At 68.3% G+C, this 21,306-nt stretch carries 8 protein-coding genes; 7 read left to right on the top strand and 1 reads right to left on the bottom strand.

Translation table 11 applies throughout. The features are described 5' to 3' along the window. Positions 1-161 precede the first annotated feature (161 nt). From JZZ72_RS11580 to JZZ72_RS11610, 7 genes are all read left to right on the top strand, one after another. Complete coding sequence (locus JZZ72_RS11580; RefSeq protein WP_328825142.1) at positions 162-15,170, top strand: autotransporter-associated beta strand repeat-containing protein; 15,009 nt, start codon at positions 162-164, stop codon at positions 15,168-15,170. A gap of 95 nt (positions 15,171-15,265) precedes the next feature. Continuing rightward, entirely contained in the window at positions 15,266-16,960 is a 1,695-nt protein-coding gene (locus tag JZZ72_RS11585) for a molecular chaperone HscC (protein ID WP_043864413.1), read from the top strand. Positions 16,961-16,970: 10 nt separating this feature from the next. Next, positions 16,971-18,563: a J domain-containing protein gene (locus JZZ72_RS11590; protein ID WP_210014484.1), complete on the top strand. Its 1,593-nt coding sequence runs from the start codon at positions 16,971-16,973 to the stop codon at positions 18,561-18,563. Further along, positions 18,560-19,117 carry a GNAT family N-acetyltransferase gene (locus JZZ72_RS11595; RefSeq protein WP_100633006.1) on the top strand — a complete coding sequence of 186 codons (558 nt, stop codon included), beginning with the start codon at positions 18,560-18,562 and terminating at the stop codon, positions 19,115-19,117. Before JZZ72_RS11590 ends, JZZ72_RS11595 begins: the two co-directional genes overlap by 4 nt. A gap of 73 nt (positions 19,118-19,190) precedes the next feature. After that, positions 19,191-19,739 (top strand): hypothetical protein, encoded by a 549-nt coding sequence (locus JZZ72_RS11600; RefSeq protein WP_054916297.1) that lies wholly within the window; start codon positions 19,191-19,193, stop codon positions 19,737-19,739. Then, on the top strand, positions 19,740-20,267 hold the full coding sequence (locus JZZ72_RS11605) for a hypothetical protein (RefSeq protein WP_210014485.1): 528 nt from the start codon (positions 19,740-19,742) through the stop codon (positions 20,265-20,267). A gap of 15 nt (positions 20,268-20,282) precedes the next feature. Then, positions 20,283-20,804: a hypothetical protein gene (locus JZZ72_RS11610; protein WP_043864417.1), complete on the top strand. Its 522-nt coding sequence runs from the start codon at positions 20,283-20,285 to the stop codon at positions 20,802-20,804. A gap of 4 nt (positions 20,805-20,808) precedes the next feature. Here JZZ72_RS11610 and JZZ72_RS11615 read toward each other — a convergent pair whose 3' ends face one another. Continuing rightward, positions 20,809-21,282, bottom strand: a complete 474-nt coding sequence (locus tag JZZ72_RS11615) for a DMT family transporter (RefSeq protein ID WP_210014486.1) — start codon at positions 21,280-21,282, stop codon at positions 20,809-20,811. Positions 21,283-21,306 lie beyond the last annotated feature (24 nt).

Consider the following 21,306-nt stretch of genomic DNA (forward strand, 5'->3'; position numbering starts at 1 on the left):
AACGCCTTTGCGCAAGGGCTCCGGGAAAGCGGCTACATATTCCAGCACTGGAATCGTAGTCGCCAAGGTCAGGCATTTCGACGTTAGTGTGTGTAGTTTCCACGGCGTACCCGTCGCACGCATTCAAGGAACGAACTGCCTGATCCACGAAGGAGTCGCCCGTGGACAGACGTGCCGTCAAGCTTGCCCCCACCCGTGTTCGCCCCTTGTCGCTGGCCGTGAGCCTGGCCACCGCGGGAATCGCTTTCGGCCTGTTCAGTGCAACGGCCAGTGCCGCCTGTACCCCGCTGATCCCCGGTGCGGGCGCGACGGTCACCTGCACCCCTGGGTTGAACGGCAACGTCAGTTCCTCCGCCAACAACCTGACCCTTAACCTGAGCAATGGCTCGCAGATAAACGCGCCGTTGCTCGGCACGGCAGTCAACCTGACCGGCAACAATGTCACCCTGAACAACTCGGGCACCATCGACCCCGCATTCCTCGGGATCCTGAGCGGGCTCAGCTCCGGGATCAAGGTCGGCAACTCGGCGGCCAGCACGGTCAGCATCACCAACTTCAGCGGTGGCGTGATCAAGGGCACCACCGGTGTGCTCAGTGCCAGCCTGCTCAACCTCAACGGCCTGGCCCTGAGCGTGCAGAACGGCAACGGTGGCGTTACCACGCTGGTCAACGACGGCACCATCGGTTCATCGAACATTGTCGGCGTCAGCGTGCTGGCCCCAGACGCCCCGGTGGTGGCGGTGTATGGCGGCGGCAGCGTGAACATGACCAACACCGGCACCATCATCGGTCGCGTGGCGTTCCAGGCATCGGGCACTGCCACCGGCAATACCTTCACCAACAGTGGCGCGATCAGTGGCGGCGTGTCGATGGGGGCGAACTCCACCAACCGCTTCAACGCAATCACAGGTTCCAGTGTCAGTGGCGGGGGAGGTGTAGGCGTCGACCTGGGCATCGCCGGCATCAACCTGCTGTATGCGCCTAGCGGCAAGGTCGACGGCGGTGCCGGCGGCAGCAACACCCTGGCCCTGCAGAACGCCATCGGCGGGGGCACCGGTACCGGCGGCACGGGCACGCTTTCGGCCAGCAACTACATCAACTTCAACAACCTGCTCGTGCAGAGCGGCACCTGGACACTCTCCGGCGCGTTGCTCGGGGTCACCAGCACCAGCCTCAACGGCGGCTCGCTGGTGTTCGACGACGCCTCGACCTTCGGCACCGGCACCATCGCGGCCAACGGTGGCGCGTTGGGTGCGGGCGCGGCCAACCTGTCGCTGGCCAACGCCGTCACCCTCGGTGCCGGCGGGCTCGGCATCATCGGCGACAACAACCTGACCCTCACCGGCATCGTCAGCGGTAGCGGCCCCTTGACCAAGACAGGCGCCGGCACCCTGGGCCTGAGCGGGGCCAATACCTATACCGGCGGCACCTTCCTCAATGCTGGCGTACTGTCGCTCGCCAACGCCGCGGCCCTGGGCACCGGCAGCCTGAGCGTTACCGGGGCCGGCAGCCTGCAGGGCTCGGTACCGCTGGTGCTGAGCAACGCCGTGCAGCTGTCGGCAGCGCTGAGCCTGCCCGGCAGCAATGCGCTGACCCTGGGCGGTGTGGTCAGCGGCACCGGTTCGCTGAACAAGACCGGCAGCGGCGACCTGACCCTGGCCGCCAGCAACACCTACAGCGGCGGTACCACGCTGGGCGCCGGCAAGCTGATCCTCGGCAATGCCGCCGCGCTGGGGGGCGGTACATTGACTGCGGCCGCCGGCACCAGCCTGGACACCAGCAGTGCGCTGACCCTGGCCAACGCCATCAGCCTGGGCGGTGCGCTGACCCTCACCGGCAGCAACAACCTGACCCTCGGCGGCGTCATCGGCGGCAACGGCAGCCTGGTCAAGAACGGCACCACCAACCTCAACCTCACGGGCACCAACACCTTCACCGGCGGCCTGCTGCTCAACGGCGGCAGCCTGACCGTAGGCAACGGTGCGGCGCTGGGTACCGGCGCGCTGACCCTGGGCGCCAATGCCAGCCTGGACGCCAGCAGCGCAGTCAACCTCAACAACGCCGTGGTGCTCGGCGCCAACACGCTGAGCCTGCTGGGCACCAGCGCGACCACCCTGGGGGGCGTGGTCAGCGGTACGGGCGGGCTGATCAAGAGCGGTGCGGCCGACCTCACCCTGGGCGCGGCCAATACCTTCGGCGGCGGGGTGCAGTTGCAGGCCGGCAAGCTGATCGTCGGCAACAATGCGGCGCTGGGTCCCGGCACGCTGGCCGTGGCCGATGGCACCACGCTGGACAGCACCAGCTCGGTTGCCCTGGCCAATGCCATCAGCCTGGGCGGCAACCTGACCCTGGCCGGCAGCAATGCCCTCACGCTCGGTGGCGTGGTGTCGGGCAGCGGCGGGCTGGTCAAGAACGGCGCCGCGTTGCTCACGCTCAACGGCAACAACAGCTTCCAGGGCGGTGTGACGCTCAATGCCGGCGGCCTGATGGTGGGCGCGGCCAACGCCCTGGGCAGCGGCGCCCTGAACACCACGGGCACCGCCAGCCTGGATGCGAGCGTGGCACTCAGCCTGGCCAACGCGGTCAACCTTGGCGCCGACCTGACCGTCGGCGGCACGGCCAATCTTGGCCTGGGCGGCCCGATCAGTGGCGCGGGCGGCGTGATCAAGAACGGCGCAGCCGACCTGACCCTTGCCGGCAACAACACCTACGTGGGCAACACCCGGCTCAACGCCGGCAAGCTGGTGCTCGGCAGCAGCACGGCGCTGGGGCAGGGCGCACTGATCGCGGCGGACGGTACCCGCCTTGACGCCGCCCCGGGCGTGACCCTGGGCAACGCCCTCACGCTCAACGGCGCGCTGACCCTCGACGGCAGCAACGACCTGGCCTTGCAAGGCCTGATCAGCGGCAATGGCAGCCTGATCAAGAACGGCACCACCAACCTGACCCTCAGCGGCAACAACACCTTCCTCGGCGGTACCACCCTGAACGCCGGTACCCTGACCCTGGCCAGTGCCGCAGCGCTGGGCACCGGCGCCCTGACTGTCGGCGGCGCGGCGAGCCTTGCCAACAGTTCACCGCTGGTACTGGCCAATGCCGTGGTCCTCAATGGCGTGCTGACCCTGCCGGGCACCAGCAACCTGACCCTGAACGGCGTCATCAGCGGCGCCTCGGGCCTGAGCAAGAACGGTGCGGCCAACCTGACGCTGGGCGCTGCCAATACCTTCGGTGGCGGCGTGGCGCTCAATGCCGGCACGCTGATCCTGGGCAACAACACCGCACTGGGCACCGGTACGCTGGCTGCTGCCGGCAACACCTCGCTGGACGCCACCAAAGCCCTGACGGTGGGCAATGCCGTGACCCTGGCCGGCAACCTCAACCTGCTGGGCAGCAACACCCTCAACCTCGGCGGCGTGATCAGCGGCGCAGGCGGCCTGACCAAGGCCGGCGGTGCCGACCTGACCCTGAGCGGTGCCAACACCTTCAGCGGCGCCACCAACCTGAACGCCGGCAAATTGATCGTCGGCAGCAACACCGCGCTGGGCACCGGCGTGCTGAACGCAGCCGGCAACACCCAACTGGAGGCCAGCACGGCGGTCAGCCTGGCCAACCTGGTCAACCTGGCCGGCAACCTGGGCATCGGCGGGGCCGCGAACCTGACGCTCAACGGCGTGGTGGGCGGCACCGGCAGCCTGGCCAAGACGGGCACGGCCACCCTCGGCCTGAACGCGGCCAATACCTATCAAGGCGGTACCAACCTCAATGGCGGCGGCCTCAGCCTTGGCAACAACCAGGCACTGGGCAGCGGCGCACTGAACGTGGGCGGCGCTGCCACGCTCGACAACAGCGTGGCGCTCAACCTGGCCAACCAGGTGAACCTGAACGCCAACCTGAGCGTTGTCGGCAGCAATGACCTGACCCTGGGCGGTGTGATCGCCGGGGCCGGCCAATTGATCAAGAATGGTGCCGCCACCCTGACCCTCAATGGCCTCAACACCTTCACCGGCGGGACCTTGCTCAATGCCGGCGCGCTGGTGCTGGGCAATGCCTCGGCGCTGGGCAACGGCGCACTGAACGTGACCGGTGCGGCCAGCCTCGACAACAGCGCCAGCTTCGCCTTGGCCAACGCGATCAACCTGGGTGCCAACCTGACCCTGGCCGGCAGCAACGACCTGACCCTGGGCGGCGTGATCAGCGGCGCCGCCGGGCTGGTCAAGAACGGGGCGAGCAACCTGACCCTCAATGGCGTCAACACCTTCCAGGGCGGCACCGTGCTCAATGCCGGCGGCCTGACCCTGGGCAATGCCAATGCCCTGGGCACCGGCGCGTTGACCGTGGCCGGCAACGCCAGCCTGGACAACAGCGCCAGCTTCGCACTGGGCAACAACCTGATACTCAATGCCGACCTGAGCCTGGCGGGCAACAACGACCTGAGCCTGGGCGGGGTGATCAGCGGTACCGGTGGCCTGATCAAGAATGGCCTGGCCGACCTGACCCTGAGCGGCAACAACACTTTCAGCGGCGCGGTCAACGTGCTCAACGGCAGCCTCACCACGGTCGGTGCCGGCGCGCTGGGCAATGCCTCGGCGGTGAACGTGGGGCTGGGCGCCAGCCTCAACCTGGGCAACAGCAGCAGCCTTGCCAGCCTCACCGGCAGTGGCAGCGTGAACCTGGGGGCCGGTACCAACCTGAGCGTGGGCGCGGGGGATGCCAGCAGCGTGTTCACCGGCGGCCTGGCCGGGGCCGGTGGCCTGATCAAGGTCGGCGGCGGCAGCCTGGAACTGGCCGGCAACAACGGCCTGCTGAGCGGTACCACCCAGGTCAATGGCGGCACCCTGAACGTCACCGGTTCGCTGGGCAGCAACCTGGTGCAGGTCAATACCGGCGCCACCCTCACCAGTACTGGCACCGGCAGCGTGCTGGGCGCGGTGACCATCGCCGATGGCGGCCACCTGGCGGCCAACAGCGGCAGCAGCCTGACCCTGGGCTCGCTGGTGCTCAACGCCAACTCCAATCTGGACGTGGGCCTTGGTTCGCCGGCTACCGGCGGCAATGCGCTGATCAAGGTCAACGGCAACCTGACCCTGGACGGCACCCTCAATGTCAGCGACATCGGCGGTTTTGGCACCGGTATCTACAGCCTGATCAACTACACCGGCCAGCTCACCGACAACGGCCTGGTGATCGGCAGCATTCCCGGCAGCGTGCAGTTGGGCGACCTGCAGGTACAGACCTCGATCGGCAGCCAGGTCAACCTGCTGGTCGGTGGCGCCAATGGCAGCGTGTTGTTCTGGGACGGCACCGGCCTGGTCGGCAACGGCGTGATCCAGGGCGGCAACGGCACCTGGGATGCCCTGAGTACCAACTGGACCACGGTCAACGGCACCGGCAACCGTGACTGGAGCAGCAACTTCGCGGTATTCCAGGGCGCCGCAGGCGACGTGCTGGTCAATGGCGCGCAGTCGATCACCGGCCTGCAGTTCGTCACCGATGGCTACCGCCTGCTCAATGGCGTGACCGGCCAGCTGAACCTGGTCAATGGCAGCAATGGCGCCACCACGGTGCGTGTCGATCCGGGTGTGACCGCCACGGTTGGTGTCGCCCTGGGCGGCAGCGGCCTGCTGAGCAAGGTCGACAGCGGCACGCTGGTGCTCAACGCCAGCAACAGCTACAGCGGCGGCACCGCCCTCAATGGCGGCACTTTGGTGGTGGGCAACAACCTGGCGCTGGGCAGCGGTGCGCTGACTGCTGCCAACGGCACCACGCTGGACAGCAACGCCAGCATTGCCCTGGGCAACAGCGTCAACCTGCTCGGCGGCCTGACGGTGGCCGGCAGCAACGATCTGGCCCTGAACGGCAGCATCAACGGCGCCGGCAACCTGACCAAGAACGGCGCTGCCACGCTCACCCTAGGCGGCGCCAACAGCTACACCGGCGGCACCACCCTGGCCGCTGGCCGGCTGCTGCTGGGCAATGACCTGGCCCTGGGCATAGGCGCGCTGCACGTGACCGCTGCCAGCAGCCTGGCAGGCACTACCACGACCAACCTGGCCAACGCCATCGACCTGGGCGCCAACCTGACCCTCGACGGCCTCAACGCCATGACCCTCAACGGCATCGTCAGCGGCAGCGGTGCCCTGAACAAGACCGGCACGGGCAACCTGACCCTCAATGGTGCCAACACCTACCAGGGCGGCACCAGCGTCGGCGGCGGCACCCTCACCCTGGGCAATGGTGCGGCACTGGGCAGTGGTGCGCTGAACGTCACCGGCGCGTCCAGCCTGGCGACCAGCACCCCGCTGAGCCTGGCCAACGCGATCAACCTGGGCGCCGACCTGACCCTGCCGGGCACCAGCAACCTGGTGCTCAATGGCGTGATCGGCGGCAGCAGCGGGCTGGTCAAGAACGGTTCGGCCAGCCTGACCCTCAATGGCAATAACACCTATCAGGGCAGCACCAGCCTCGCCGGCGGCACCCTGATCGTCGGCAGCAACACCGCACTGGGTACCAGCACGCTCACTGCACAGGCCGGCACGTCACTGGACGCCAGCAGCGCCGTGACCCTGGGCAATGCCATCGGCCTGCTCGGCGGCCTGACGGTGGTCGGCAGCAACGACCTGACCCTTGCCGGCAACCTCACCGGCAGCGGCGGGCTGAGCAAGAATGGTGGCGCGACGCTCACCCTGTCGGGCAGCAACACCCACCTGGGCAACACCTTGCTCAATGGCGGCCGCCTGGTCCTGGGCAGTGACCAGGCGCTGGGCCTGGGTAACCTGGTGGCAGCAGGCGGCACCACGCTGGACAGCAGCCTGGATGTCACCGTGCTCAACGCCGTATCGCTGGCCGGCAACCTGACCGTTGGCGGCACCCACGACATCACCCTGGGCGGCCAGGTCAACGGTGCCGGCAGCCTCACCAAGAATGGCGCGGGCAACCTGACCCTGACCGGTGCCAACGCCTGGCAGGGCGGCACCACCCTGAACGCCGGCACCCTCACCGTGGGCAATGCGCTGGCGCTGGGCAACGGCGGCCTCAGCGTGGGCGGGGCGTCCACCCTGGCCAGCAGCGCTGCGGTGAACCTGGCCAACGCGGTCAACCTGGGCGCCAACCTGACGGTCGCCGGCAACACCGACCTGGGCCTGACGGGCGTGGTCAGCGGCACTGGCGGGCTGATCAAGACCGGTGGCGGCAACCTCGCCCTCACCGGTGCCAACACCTACAGCGGCGGCACCACCCTGAATGCCGGCACCCTCACCGTAGGCAACGCCACCGCACTGGGCAGCGGCGCGCTGACGGTCGGCGGCGCCTCCACCCTGGCCAGCAACACCGCGCTGAATCTGGGCAACGCCATCGGCCTGAATGCCGACCTGACCGTCGCCAACAGCGCCGGCCTGACCCTGGGCGGCGACATCAGCGGTGCGGGCGGCCTGATCAAGACTGGCACCGGGGTGCTGACCCTCGGCGGCAACAATACCTACCAGGGCGGTACCGCGCTCAATGCCGGCGGCTTGCTGCTGACCTCGGCCACGGCGCTGGGCAGTGGCACCCTGACCGCCGCCGGCGCCACCACGCTGGACACCAGCACCGCGCTGACCCTGGACAATGCCCTGGTACTGACCGGCAACCTGACCCTGCTCGGCGCGCAGAACCTGGCCCTGACGGGCGCGATCAGCGGCGCGGGCGGCCTGGTCAAGACCGGCGCCAGCGACCTGACCCTGAGCGGCGCCAACACCTACAGCGGCGACACCCTGCTGGGCGCCGGCCGCTTGATCGTGGGCAGCGACAGCGCACTGGGCGTCGGTACCCTGCGCACCAGCAACAACACCATCCTCGATGCCAGCACGGCGGTGACGCTGGGCAATGCGCTGAACATCGTCGGCAACCTGAACGTCGGCGGCAGCAACGACCTGGCCCTGAACGGCGTGATCGACGGCCCCGGCGACCTGACCAAGAACGGCGCTGCGACCCTCACCCTCAACGGCAGCAACACCTACAGCGGCGAGACCATCCTCACCGCCGGCACCCTGGTGCTGGGCAACAACAATGCGCTGGGCACCGGGGTGCTGTCGGTCACCGGCAACTCGAGCCTGAGCAGCGGCAACAGCGCCGTGGTGGTGAACAACGGCATCGGCCTCAATGCCAACCTCACCGTCAACGGCAGCAACGACTTCGGCCTGGGGGGCGTGATCAGCGGCAACAGCCAACTGATCAAGACCGGTAGCGGCAACCTGACCCTGAGCGGTACCAACACCTATTCCGGTGGTACCAGCCTGGGCGGCGGCACCCTGACCGTCACCAATGGCGCTGCGCTGGGCAGCGGCGCACTGAGCGCGACGGGCACCAGCACCCTGGGCAATACCCAGGCTGTCACGCTGCTGAATGCCATCGCGGTCAATGGCGATCTGACCCTGGACACGGCCGCCAACCTGACCCTGGGTGGGGTTATCAGTGGCTCGGGCAACCTGATCAAGAGCGGCGCCCAGGAACTGGTGGTGTTCGGCAACAACACCTTCAGCGGCACACTCGATATCACCCAGGGCATGCTGACCACCTTGAATAGCAACGCCCTGGGCAATGTCGCCAGTGTCAACCTGGGCAGCGGCACCGACCTGAACCTGAACGGCAACACCAGCATCGGTGCACTCACCGGCAGCGGCACCACCAATATCGGCCTGGGCAGCACGCTGAGCCTGGGCAATACCAACCTGGACAGCGTCTTCGCCGGTGCCCTGGTCGGCAGCGGCGGCTTGAACAAGGTCGGCACCGGCGTGCTGGAACTTGCCGGCATCAGCAACCTGGGCGGCGCCAGCCAGGTCAGCGGCGGTACCTTGAACGTGTCGGGCGCCCTGAACGGGGGGAACCTGACGGTCAATTCCGGCGCGACCCTGACCGGCAGCGGCAGCGCGGGCGGGCTGACCACCATCGTCAACGGCGGCCACCTGGCCGGCACCAGCGGCACCCAGCTCAGCTTCGGCTCGCTGGCGCTGGCGCCAAACGCCAGCATCGACGTCGCACTCGGCTCGCCCGTCACCGGCGGTACCTCGTTGTTCAGTGTTGCCGGCAACCTGACCCTGGGTGGCACGCTCAACATCACCGATGACGGCGGCTTCGGCAATGGTATCTATCGCCTGTTCGATTACGGCTCGCTGACCAACAACGGGTTGGTGCTGGGCAGCCTGCCGGGCAGCGTCACGCCCGGCGAGCTGCAACTGCAAACCGCGATTACCGGCCAGGTCAACGTGCTGGTCAACTCGCCCAACCTGATCGTGCAGTTCTGGGATGGGGCGGGCACTGTCCCCGATGGCGTGGTGCAGGGCGGCAGCGGCACCTGGAACACCACCACCACCAACTGGACCGACCTCAACGGCAACGTCAACGACGTCTGGCAGGGGCAGTTCGCGGTGTTCCAGGGCGCCGCGGGCGGCGTGGTCACGGTCGAAGGTGGCCAGGCCGTCAATGCCCTGCAGTTCATCACCGACGGCTACCAGCTGGTCGCCGGCAGCGGCGGCGTGCTCAACGCCGTCAACGGCAACAGTGGCAGCTTTGCGGTACGTGTCGACCCGAACGTGACCGCCACCCTGGGCCTGCCGGTCAATGGCAGCGCGACCCTGGCCAAGCTCGACAGCGGCACGCTGGTGCTCAACGGCGCCAACGGCTACACCGGCGGCACGCAGCTCAATGGCGGCACCCTGGTGGTCGGCAATGACGGCGCGCTGGGCAGTGGCACGCTGACTGCGGCCAATGGCACCACCCTGGACAGCAACAAGGCGGTGAGCCTGGCCAACACCATTGGCCTGCTCGGCCAACTGAGCATTGCCGGCAGCAACGCACTGACGCTGGACGGTGACATCAGCGGCACCGGCGGCCTGCTCAAGGCGGGCGGCGCCAGCCTGACGCTCAACGGCGACAACAGCTACACCGGCCCTACCGCCCTGAATGCCGGCACGCTGGTACTGGGCAGTGACACCGCACTGGGCGTCGGCGCCCTCAACGCGGCCGCGGGCACGCAACTGGACAGCAGCAGCGCGCTGGCGCTGGCCAACACCTTCAACCTGAGCGGCAACCTGACGCTACTCGGCAGCAACGACCTGACCCTCAATGGCCTGGTCAACGGCGCCGGCAGCCTCACCAAGCAGGGCAGCGGCAGCCTCACGCTCAACGGTGCCAACGGTTTCACGGGCGGTACCGTACTGCAGAGCGGCACCCTGAATGTCGGCAACGCCGGGGCGCTGGGCAGTGGCGCGCTCACCGTCAGTGGCGCCTCCAGCCTGGTCAATGGCAGTGCGCTGTCGCTGGCCAATGCCATCGTGCTCAACGCCGGCCTGACCCTGCCGGGCAGCAACAACCTCACCCTGGGCGGCGTCATCAGTGGCACGGGCAGCCTGAACCACACCGGCAGCGGCGGCCTGACCCTCACCGGGGTGAACACCTACAGCGGCGGCACCCAGCTGGGTGCCGGCAATCTGACCCTGGGCAACGGCTCGGCGCTGGGCAGCGGTGCCCTGAGTGTCAGCGGCACCTCCACCCTGACCACCACCAGCGCCATGACCCTGGCCAACGCGGTGGATGTGGGCGGCACGCTCAACGTGGCGGGCACCAACAACCTGACCCTGGCCGGCGTGCTCAGCGGTGCGGGTACCCTGAACAAGAACGGTGCGGCCAACCTCACCCTCAGCGGCAACAACAGCTTCAGCGGCATCCTCAACATTCTCTCCGGCAGCCTCAGCACGGTGGGCAGCGGTGCACTCGGCAACCCTGCCGAGCTCAACCTGGGCAACGGCGCCAGCCTCAACCTGGGCGGCACCACCAACCTGGGCGAGCTCAGCGGCAGCGGCACCGTGAACGTGGGCGCCGGTACCGGCCTGCAAGTGGGCGAGGGCACGTTCGGCGGGGTGCTCAGCGGCACCGGTACGCTGGACAAGACCGGCACCGGCACGCTGACCCTGGGCGGTGGCAATACCCTGAGCGGGGCCACCACCGTCAGCGGCGGCAGCCTCATCGTCAATGGCAGCCTGGCCAGCAGCACCGTCACGGTGAACAGCGGCAGCACCCTGGGCGGCACCGGCAGCCTCGGCGGCGCGCTGACCGTCGCCGACGGCGGGCACCTGTCGCTGCGCAGCGGCGATACCCTGAGCGTCGGCTCGCTGGTACTGGGCGCGGACGCCAACCTGGATGCGGCCCTGGGCGCCCCTGTGGTGGGTACCCCGGCGCTGATCAACGTGGGCGGCAACCTGACCCTGGACGGCAAGCTCAATGTCACCGACCTGGGCGGGTTCGGTGCGGGCGTGTATCGCCTGATCGACTACAGCGGCGCGCTGACCAACAACGGCCTGGCCATCGGCAGCGTGCCCAATGGGGTCATCGCGGGCGATCTGGATGTGCAGACCGCCGTCAACAACCAGGTCAACCTGGTGGTGGGCGGCAGCAACAACAACGTGCTGTTCTGGGACGGCAGCCAGACCGTCGGCAATGGATCGGTCGACGGCGGCGCCGGTGTCTGGAGCGTCGGCGGCACCAACTGGACCGATGCCAACGGAGCGCTCAACCAGGCCTGGAACGGCACCTTCGCGGTGTTCCAGGGCACGGGCGGCGCGGTGACCGTCGATGGTGTGCAGACCGTCAACGGCCTGCAGTTCCTCGACAATGGCTACGTGCTGAGCGGTGACGCGCTGAACCTCACCAACGGTGCCCAGGGCACCGGCAACGTGCGTATCGGCAACGGCGTGAGCGCCACACTGAACGTGGACATCAACGGCAGCGGCACTCTGGCCAAGCTCGAAGGCGGCACCCTGGTGCTCAACGGCAACAACGGCTATACCGGCGGCACCCAGCTCAACGGCGGCACGTTGGTGGTGGGCAGCAACACCGCCCTGGGCAGCGGCGCGCTGACGGCTGCCGACGGCACCATGCTGGATGCCAACCAGGCCGTGACCCTGGGCAACGCCGTGACGCTCGGCGGTGCGCTGACCATCGCGGGCAGCAATGACCTTGATCTCACCAACCTCGTCAGCGGCAGCGGCAGCCTGGTGAAGAACGGTACGGCCGACCTGACCCTGGCCGGCGCCAACACCTACCAGGGCGGCACGCGCCTCAATGCCGGCAGCCTGACCCTGGGCGACAACGCTGCACTGGGCAGCGGCGCGCTTACGGTGGGTGGCACTGCGCAGCTGGACGGCACGCTTGACCTGCAACTGGGCAACGCCGTCAGCCTGGCCTCGCAACTGACCCTGGGCGGCAGCCACGACCTGACCCTGAACGGGGTGATCAGCGGCAACGGCAGCCTGGTGAAAAACGGCAATGGCGCACTGCTGCTGAACGGTGCCAACACCTACAGCGGCGGCAGCACCTTCAACGCCGGCAGCGTGCAGGGCAATACCAGCAGCCTGCAGGGCGCGATCCTCAACAACGCCGCGCTGACCTTCGAACAGGCCAGCAACGGCACCTACACCGGCAACCTCACCGGCAGCGGCACGTTGATCAAGAACGGCAGCGGGCAATTGCTGATGACCGGCAACAGCGGCTTCACCGGCGCCACCACGGTCAACGCCGGCAGCCTGCTGGTCAACGGCAGCCTGGCCAGTGCCACGGTGCAGGTCAACAACGGGGCGACCCTGGGCGGCAGCGGCAACTACGCCGGCACGGTCAACCTGGCCAGCGGTGCGACCCTGGCGGCAGGCAGCGGCGCCACGCCACTCAAGGTCGGCGCGCTCAACCTGGATGCCGGCAGCAATGTCGACCTGGCGCTCGGGCAGGCATCGGCCTCGACCACCGTGGTCAAGGTGGCGGGCGACCTGACCCTTGATGGCACGCTCAACATCAGCAATGCCGGTGGCTTCGGCAGCGGCGTTTACCAGCTGTTCAGCTACGGTGGCAACCTGACCGACAACGGCCTGCTGTTCGGCCTGCTGCCAGGCGGCACCTTGCCAGGCCAACTGACCCTGCAGACGGCCATCGCCCAGCAGATCAACCTGGTGGTGCAGGGCGCCGGTGGCGCACTGCAGTTCTGGAACGGCGGCAAGACCAATGCCGACGGCACCATCGGTGGCGGCAGCGGTACCTGGGGCAACGGCACCAACTGGACCGACGTCAACGGCAACCTGAGCGAAACCTGGGATGCGCAGTTCGGCGTGTTCGGTGGCCAGGCGGGGACCGTCACCGTGGCCGGCAACCAGTCCTTCACCGGCCTGCAGTTCCTCAGCGGCGGCTACCAGTTGGTGGCCGGCAGCGGCGGCAGCCTGACACCGGTCAATGCAGCCAATGGCGACCTGGCCGCCGTGCGCGTGAACACCGGCGACAGCACGCAGATCTCGGCGCCGCTGGTGGGCGCGGGCGGTATCGAAAAACTCGACGCAGGCACGCTGATCCTGAGCGGCGCCAACACCTACACCGGCGGCACCAGGGTCAGCGGCGGTACGCTGGTGGGCAACACCACCAGCCTGCAGGGCAACATCGTCGACAACGCCAGCCTGGTGTTCCAGCAGGACACCGACGGCCGCTTCAACGGTGTGCTCAGCGGCACCGGCAACACCGTCAAGCAGGGTAGCGGCAGCCTGCTGCTGACCGGCAACCAGCCGTTCAGCGGCAACCTGGCGGTCAACCAGGGCCTGCTGCTGGTGGGCAATGCGGCCAACCCGGGCACGGTGCTCGGGGCCAAGGTCACGGTGGGGGCCGGTGCCGCACTGAGCGGCAACGGCAGCGTGGGCTCGCTGGTCAACAACGGTGTGGTGCAGCCTGACCCGGCCAGTGGGCTCAAGGTCGGCGGCAACTTCACCAACGCCCCGGGCGGCACCCTGCAGGTGGTGGTCGGCAACCCCGCCAGCAGCGGCCTGACCGTGGGCGGCACGGCCAACCTGGGCGGCAGCCTGGTGGTGCTGAACTCGGCACCGGCCTCGGGCAACGCGCAGTACACCGTGGTGACTGCCGGCGGCGGGGTGAACGGCACCTTCACCACCGTGCAGTTGCCGGATACGCCGTTCTACGACACCACGCTCAACTACGGCAGCAACCAGGTCGGCGTCACCATCAGCCGCAACGGCACCAGCCTCGGCGATGTGGCTGCGACCCCCAACCAGCAGGCCGTGGCCGGCGCACTGGGCAGCAGCGGGGCACCGGCGGCGGTGCTGGGCGCGGTCATGGCGCAGAACCGTGGTGGCGTTCAGGCGGCGCTGGACAGCCTGTCGGGCGAGATCCATGCCAGTACCGCCAGTGCGCTGATCGAAGACTCGCGCTACGTGCGCGAAGCGATCAACGACCGCCTGCGCCAGCCAGGCTGCATGCGCGAGGAGGATCCGCGTCGGGCCCTGGCACCGAACGCCAACCAGCTCACCAGCGACGGTTGCCACGACGAGGCCGTGGGCTGGGCGCAGGCACTGGGCACCTGGGGCAAGATGGACGGCAACAGCAACAGCGCCAGCATCGACCGCAACGTGCAGGGCTTCCTGCTCGGGGTGGACCGCAGCCTGAACAGCGACTGGCGCGTGGGCGTGGCCGCCGGCTATACCCGCAGCGACCTGGATGCCAGCGGCCGCCGTTCCGATGCGAGCATCGACAGCTACCACCTGGCCACCTACCTGGGCTACCAGCTCGATGCCTTCTCGGCCCGCGTGGGTGCGGCGTACAGCTGGCACGACATCGAGAGCAAGCGTGACGTCGCCATCGGCAGCTACGACGACCGCCTCAAGGCCAAGTACAAGGCGCGCACCGCGCAGGTGTTCGGCGAGGTGAGCTACGCCATCGAGGCAGGCGGCGTGGCGCTGGAACCGTTCGCGGGCCTGGCCTACGTCAACTACGACAGCGACACTGCACGCGAGAAGGGCGGCGCGGCGCGGCTCAAGGCCAGTGCCGACCAGGACATCACCTTCTCCACCGTGGGCCTGCGGGCGGGCAAGGCGTTCAAGCTGGCCAACGGCAGCACCCTGACCCCGCGTGGCAGCCTGGGCTGGCGGCATGCCTACGGCGACACCAAGCCCGATGCCGACCTGCGCTTCATCGAGGGCGGCGCCGGCTTCACCACCCAGGGCGTGCCGATCGCCCGCGATGCGGCGGTGGTCGAGGCGGGGCTGGACCTGTCGATCGGGCAGGCCGGCAAACTGGGCCTGGGCTATTCGGGGCAGCTGTCCAGCGACACCCGCGACCATGCGGTAACGGTGAGTTTCAGCATGGGGTTCTAGGCGGCGAACGACGATCACGGCGCGTGAAGGCGGTGGCTTGAGCGCAGGTACCTCAAGTACCATCGCCCTCTGATTTGATGAGAGGGAAGTTGCTGATGATCGTCGGTATCGACCTGGGCACGACCCACAGCCTGGTGGCGGTGTGGCGCGATGGCGCCACTGAACTGGTGGCCAACGCACTCGGCCACACGCTCACCCCCAGCGTGGTGGGGCTCGACGACCAGGGCCGGGTGCTGGTCGGGCAGGCGGCGCGCGAGCGCCTGCACACCCATCCGCACCTGACCACCGCATTGTTCAAGCGCTACATGGGCAGCAACCAGCAGGTCACCCTGGGTGGGCGTGCCTACCGCCCCGAAGAACTCTCGGCACTGGTGCTCAAGAGCCTCAAGGAAGATGTCGAGCGTGCCTATGGCGAGCCGGTCACCGAGGCGGTCATCAGCGTGCCGGCCTACTTCAGCGATGCCCAGCGCAAGGCCACCCGCGTGGCCGGCGAACTGGCCGGGCTGCGCGTCGACAAACTGATCAACGAACCCACCGCCGCCGCACTCGCCTACGGCCTGCACCAGCGCGACAAGGAAACCTCGTTTCTGGTCTTCGACCTGGGTGGCGGCACCTTCGACGTGTCGATTCTGGAGCTGTTCGAAGGGGTGATGGAGGTGCGCGCCAGCGCCGGCGACAACTACCTGGGCGGTGAAGACTTCGACCAGTTGCTGCTGGAGCATTTCGTGCAGGCCCAGCAGGGCAACGACTTCCCCGGCGCGACCACGCTGCTGCAGCCGCTGCGCCGCGAGGCCGAGCGTGTACGCCGGCAGCTGGGTCAGGCCCAGCAGGCCGACTTCGTGGTACGCGTGGAGGGCCGCGAATGGCGCCACGTGTACACCCAGGACGCCCTGGCCGACCTGTTCGCACCGCTGCTGGCACGCCTGCGCACCCCCATCGAACGCGCCCTGCGCGATGCGCGCATCCGCGCCTCGGACCTGGACGAAGTGCTGCTGGTGGGCGGTACCACGCGCATGCCGCTGGTGCGCAAGCTGGCGGCCGGGCTGTTCGGGCGCTTCCCTTCGATCAGCCTCAACCCCGATGAAGTGGTGGCCCACGGCGCCGCCGTGCAGGCCGCGCTCAAGGCCCGGGATGCCGCGCTCGAAGAGGTGGTGCTGACCGACGTGTGCTCCTACACCCTGGGCATGGAAACCGTGCGCCAGGTCGGTGACCGCCACGAGAGCGGGCACTACCTGCCGATCATCGAGCGCAACAGCGTGGTGCCGGTGAGCCGGGTGCAGACGGTGTACACCGTCGGCGACCAGCAGGAGCAGGTGCTGGTCAAGGTGTTCCAGGGCGAGAGCCGCCTGGTGCGCGACAACGTGCTGCTGGGCGTGCTGGAGATTCCGGTGCCACGGCGCAAGGCCGGCGAGGTGGCCCTGGACGTGCGCTTCACCTACGACATCAACGGCATTCTCGAAGCCCAGGTGAGCATCCCGCTGACCGGCGAGCAGCATGCCCTGGTGATCGAGAACAACCCCGGCGTACTCAGCCCCGAAGAGGTACGCGAACGCCTGGCGGCGCTGGCCGAGCTCAAGACCCACCCGCGTGACCAGCAACCCAACACCCTGTTGCTGGCGCGCCTGGAGCGCCTGTATCAGGAAAGCCTGGGCGAGGTACGTGAGCTGATCGGGGCCTGGGCCGCGCAGTTCCAGCGCGTGCTGGAAACCCAGGACGAGCGCCAGATCCGCGAGGTGCGCCACGAGCTCGAACAGCGCGTGAATGAACTGGGCCAGGACAGCTGGCGCTGAAGGAGCGGCAATGAGTGACGTGATCGAAGACTGCTGGAGCGTGCTGGCCCTGGCCCCGGGCGCTGATGAACGCAGTATCAGGCGCCAGTATGCGCGCCTGCTCAAGGTGCACCGCCCCGACGAGGACCCCGAGGCCTTCCAGCGCCTGCGCGAGGCCTATGAACAGGCGCTGGCGCGCAGCCGCTGGGCACACGAGGACGATGCAGCGCCAGCGCTGGAGTCGGCCGATGTGTTAGCCCCGCAGGCCGCTGCGGTGCACGTCGACGTCGAACCCGCACCCGCCAGGGAGCAACAGGCCCGCGCGCTGCTCGAAGGGCTGGACCCTGCGCAGCTCGACAACCTGTGGCGCCAGGCCGGTGAACTGGGGTGCGAGGCGGCCTTCGAGCAGCAGTTGCTGCAGCGCAGCCTGGATGACGAAACCCTGCGCCTGCCCATCCTGCACTGGGCGGTGCCGAGGCGTGGCTGGTTCACCCCCTGGCAGGCGGTGCCGATCGGCGCGTACCAGGGCGACGAACTGCTGGGCAGCCTCTGGCAAGCCTGCCACGCGCAGTTGCAGCACTATTTGCAGGCGGGCGACGAACAGGCGTTTTTCGCCAGCCTGCAGCACTGGGGCGGGCAGGCCTGGCTGGAGCCCTTCGACCGCCGCGAGCAGTTCCAGGCCATGCTGCTGGAGCTGCTGCACGATCACCCCGGCAGCAGCACCGCGCTGTTCGAACGCGTGTGCGGCTACTTCAACTGGAGCGACGATGACGGTGGACCCCGGCCCGCGCACCTGTGGCAGGGCCTGAACGAGCGCTGCCGTCGCGATACCTGGTTCGCCCGCCAGCAGGCCCTGGCCGAGCAGTGGCACTGGCACACCAACCCCGAGGGCAATGCGGCCTACCTGCTGCTGCGCAACCTCGAGTTCAAGCAGCAGGTGGCGCTGGCCCAGGGCTTCAGCGAGGCCGACTGGGAAGCCTGTGAGCATCTGACGCAAACCCTGCTCTACCACTACCCCGAACTGCTTGACCAGGTGCCGCACCGCGACCTGTACTTCTGGCGCAGGCTGGCGCCGCGCCCGCTGCACCCGCGCAGCTACCTGCGGGTGATGAGCTGCATGGTGCTGGTGATCGTGCTGTGGCTGGCGGGGCCGGATTTCTTCGCGCACCCCTCCAATGTACTGATTGCCGCCGTGGTGGGCTCGCTGCTGACGGTGCAACTGTCGGCGGTGTTCATGCGTTTCTGGCTGTGGACCGTGCCGAACCTGCTGGCGCTGGACCTGCGCCTGAGCGAATGGCTGATCCCGCGTCGGTTCAACCCCGATGGCGAGCGTCTGCTGCTGCGCCATGGCGTGCCGCGCCTGCTGCTGGCACTGCCGATCTACCCGATGCTGGCCGGTACCCACCCGTGGACCGGTATCGTCGCGCTGACGGGCTACTTCGCTGTCGGGCTGCTTGGCCTGTTGCCGTATCAGCCACCACAGGAAGGCGGCCCGGCGTGGCGCCAGCCGTGGGTGACGCTGCACCGGCTCTACGAATTCAACCTGGCCCAGGCCGCGGTGCTGCTGGTAACGGTGGGCGTGGTGGCGTGGTGGCAGGTTCACCCACCAGGAGTAATTTCATGAGTTTGCCTGAAGCTTTCGACACCGAGCTGTGCCTGAACGGGCCGCGCCTGCAACTGCGGCCCATGCAGGCCCGCGATGCCGAGCAGTGGCTGGGGATCATGGCCGACCCCGAGGTGATGCGTTACTGGCACCACGGGCCGTGGCAGACCCTGGACGAAGCCGAAGTGGCCTTGCTGGCCGACCGCGCCGCCTACCTGGCCGGGCGCAGCCTGAAGCTGGGTATCTACCCGCAGGGCAGCGACCTGCTGCTGGGCATGTGCCAGTTCTTCAACATCGACGCCGAGTCGCGCCGCGGCGAAATCGGCTACTGCCTGGCCAGCAGCGCCCAGGGCCAGGGCTACATGGGCGAGGCGCTGGAGCTGTTCGTCGAGTACCTTGCCATCGGCCTGAACATGCGCCGCCTCGAGGCCGAGATCGACCCGCGCAACGGTGCCTCGGCGCGCACCCTCGAACGCATGGGCTTCGAGCGTGAAGGGCTGCTGCGCGAGCGCTGGTGCATCGCCGGCGAGGTGTCGGATTCGGCGTTGTACGGGCTGCTGCTCGAATCGGCCTGAATGACTTGGACAGCGGGGCGGGCGATGGGCTATCGTCGCGCCCCGCTTCCCACCCGGCTGAATGGACTTACTGGTGCGCTTCGATTTCCGCTTGCTGAGCCTGCTGCTGTACCTCGCCTGCCTGTACCCGGAGGCCTGCGCCTGGGGGCACGATTCGGTGCTGCGCGGCATGCACGCGCTGTCGATGGGCTGGCTGGCCGGCGGCCTGTGGTTTGCCAACCCGCTGCTGCTGGGCGCCTTCGCAACCCACCGCAAAGACCCCAAAACCGCTTACCGCCTGGGCTGGTGCGCACTGCTGCTGGCGGGCTCGGCCCTGGCGCTGGGCTGGACCGACTGGTCGCCGATCCCGCCGGCGCCCCACGGCGGGCCTGACGTGCGCACCGGCTACTACCTGTGGCTGGCCTCGATGCTGGCATTCGTGATCGGCCAGCACCGCTACCGGCGCCAGCCCAGGCTTACCCAGCCAGCGCTGGGCTGGCTGCACTGGGTGCTGGTGGCGGGTATCGTGCTGACCATTCCACTGTCGTTCGTCAAGGCCACCGTCGCGCCGGCGCGACCGGTCTACATGAACCTCGGCGAGCCACCAGCGGCCTGCGACGACTGCGAACTCGGGGTCAACTAGATGCTGGCACTGTTCAAGCGGCATTACGTGGTACTGAGCCTGGCGCTGTACCTGGGCAGCCTGTTTCTGGATGCCGTGCCGGTCAGCGAGGTGACCATGCGCGGCATGCATGTGCTGACCCTCGGCTGGCTGGGTGGCAGCGCCTGGTGGGCCAACCCGCTGCTGTGCCTGGCACTGATGCTGCGGCGCAACCGGCCGCTGCTGTCGCTGTTGGCGGCGGTCGCGGCACTGGTGCTGGCGGCGCAGTGGCTGCCAGTGATCGGCTGGGGCGACAGCGCGCTGGTGCCGCGCAAGGCCAATGGCCAGGCCAACCTGCTCGGCGCCTACTACCTGTGGTTGCTGGCGTTGGCGGCATACGTAGCCGGCCAGTTTCTCAACCGTCGGCAGGCGCCGGGCGGGCCGGGCCAGGGCTGGCTGGCCTGGGTGCTGGTGGCGGCGATCTATGCCACGGCGGCGTTCTCGTTCAGCATGGGCAGCGGCGCCAATGTCACGCCCCCGGCCCCGGCAATACCCTCCAATTCCATCTGACCTGCGGACACTCCTGTGAAACGTCATTACCTCACGCTCAGCCTGGTGCTGTACGTGGCCTGCCTGTATTTCAATGCCTACTACACCGACAACGGTGCCCACATGAGTTCGGTATGGTTGCTGGTGTACGGGCTGTGGGGCATCCCGTTCCAGATCTATGGCTGGTTTGCCAACCCGGTCTTCGGCCTGGCGCTGCTGGCCCATCGCTGGTGGCCGCGGGTGGGGTTGGGCCTGTCGGTGCTGGCGCTGCTGCTGGGGCTGTCGTTCCTGGTGGTGAGCACGGTGCCGGATAACACGCCGCAGTCCTACGATTTCGTGCAACTCACCGCGCTGGGCGTGGGGTATTACCTGTGGATCGGCGCCTTCGTACTGATGACCCTGGGGCAGGCGCTGCACTGTCGTGACCGGCGCGAGGTGCGCCAGGTGCCGCGTCTGCGCGTTGTCGACTGGCTGCTGTTGCTGGTGGTGCTGGGGGTGATCCTGTTCAATGCGTTCCCCCAGCACGGCTACGTGTTCGAGCGCACCCACCCCTGGTGAGCCCTCAACGGTTGGCGCGGGTGCCCCATTGCACCACCAGCATGCCGACGATGATCAGCGCCACCCCGGTGATGCGCAGGCCGTTGACCGGGCGCGATGGCAGGCCCATCAGCCCCCACTGGTCGATGATCAGCGACGAGAGTACCTGGCCGGCGATCACGCACACGATGAAGCCGGCCGCGCCCAGGCGCGGGGTGAGGATCAGCGCCGCGGTGATGTAGGCCACCCCGGCCACGCCACCCAGCCACGCCCACCACGGCACCTGGCCGAGGTTGGCCAGTTGCGGCAGCGGTGCGCGCATCAGCAGCAGGGCCGGCAGCACCATCAGCACGCTCACCGCCAGCGAGATCAGCGTGGCCCACAGCGGGTGCCCGAGCAGGCGCCCGAGCGCGGCGTTGGCGCCGGCCTGGAACGGCACGGCGGCACCGGCCAGCAGGGCGACAAGCAGCGGTATGGCGACAGCGAGGTTGAGGTTCATGGTGGTTTCCTTCTGGCTATGGAG

The organism is Pseudomonas palmensis (genome assembly GCF_017848315.1).
GTDB classification, from domain to species: Bacteria; Pseudomonadota; Gammaproteobacteria; order Pseudomonadales; family Pseudomonadaceae; genus Aquipseudomonas; species Aquipseudomonas palmensis.

Excerpts from the sequence above, each read along its gene's own strand:
- JZZ72_RS11585 (WP_043864413.1), top strand. The coding sequence starts at position 15,266 with ATGATCGTCGGTATCGACCTGGGCACGACCCACAGCCTGGTGGCGGTG.
- JZZ72_RS11590 (WP_210014484.1), top strand. The coding sequence starts at position 16,971 with ATGAGTGACGTGATCGAAGACTGCTGGAGCGTGCTGGCCCTGGCCCCG.
- JZZ72_RS11595 (WP_100633006.1), top strand. The coding sequence starts at position 18,560 with ATGAGTTTGCCTGAAGCTTTCGACACCGAGCTGTGCCTGAACGGGCCG.
- JZZ72_RS11605 (WP_210014485.1), top strand. The coding sequence starts at position 19,740 with ATGCTGGCACTGTTCAAGCGGCATTACGTGGTACTGAGCCTGGCGCTG.
- JZZ72_RS11615 (WP_210014486.1), bottom strand. The coding sequence starts at position 21,282 with ATGAACCTCAACCTCGCTGTCGCCATACCGCTGCTTGTCGCCCTGCTG.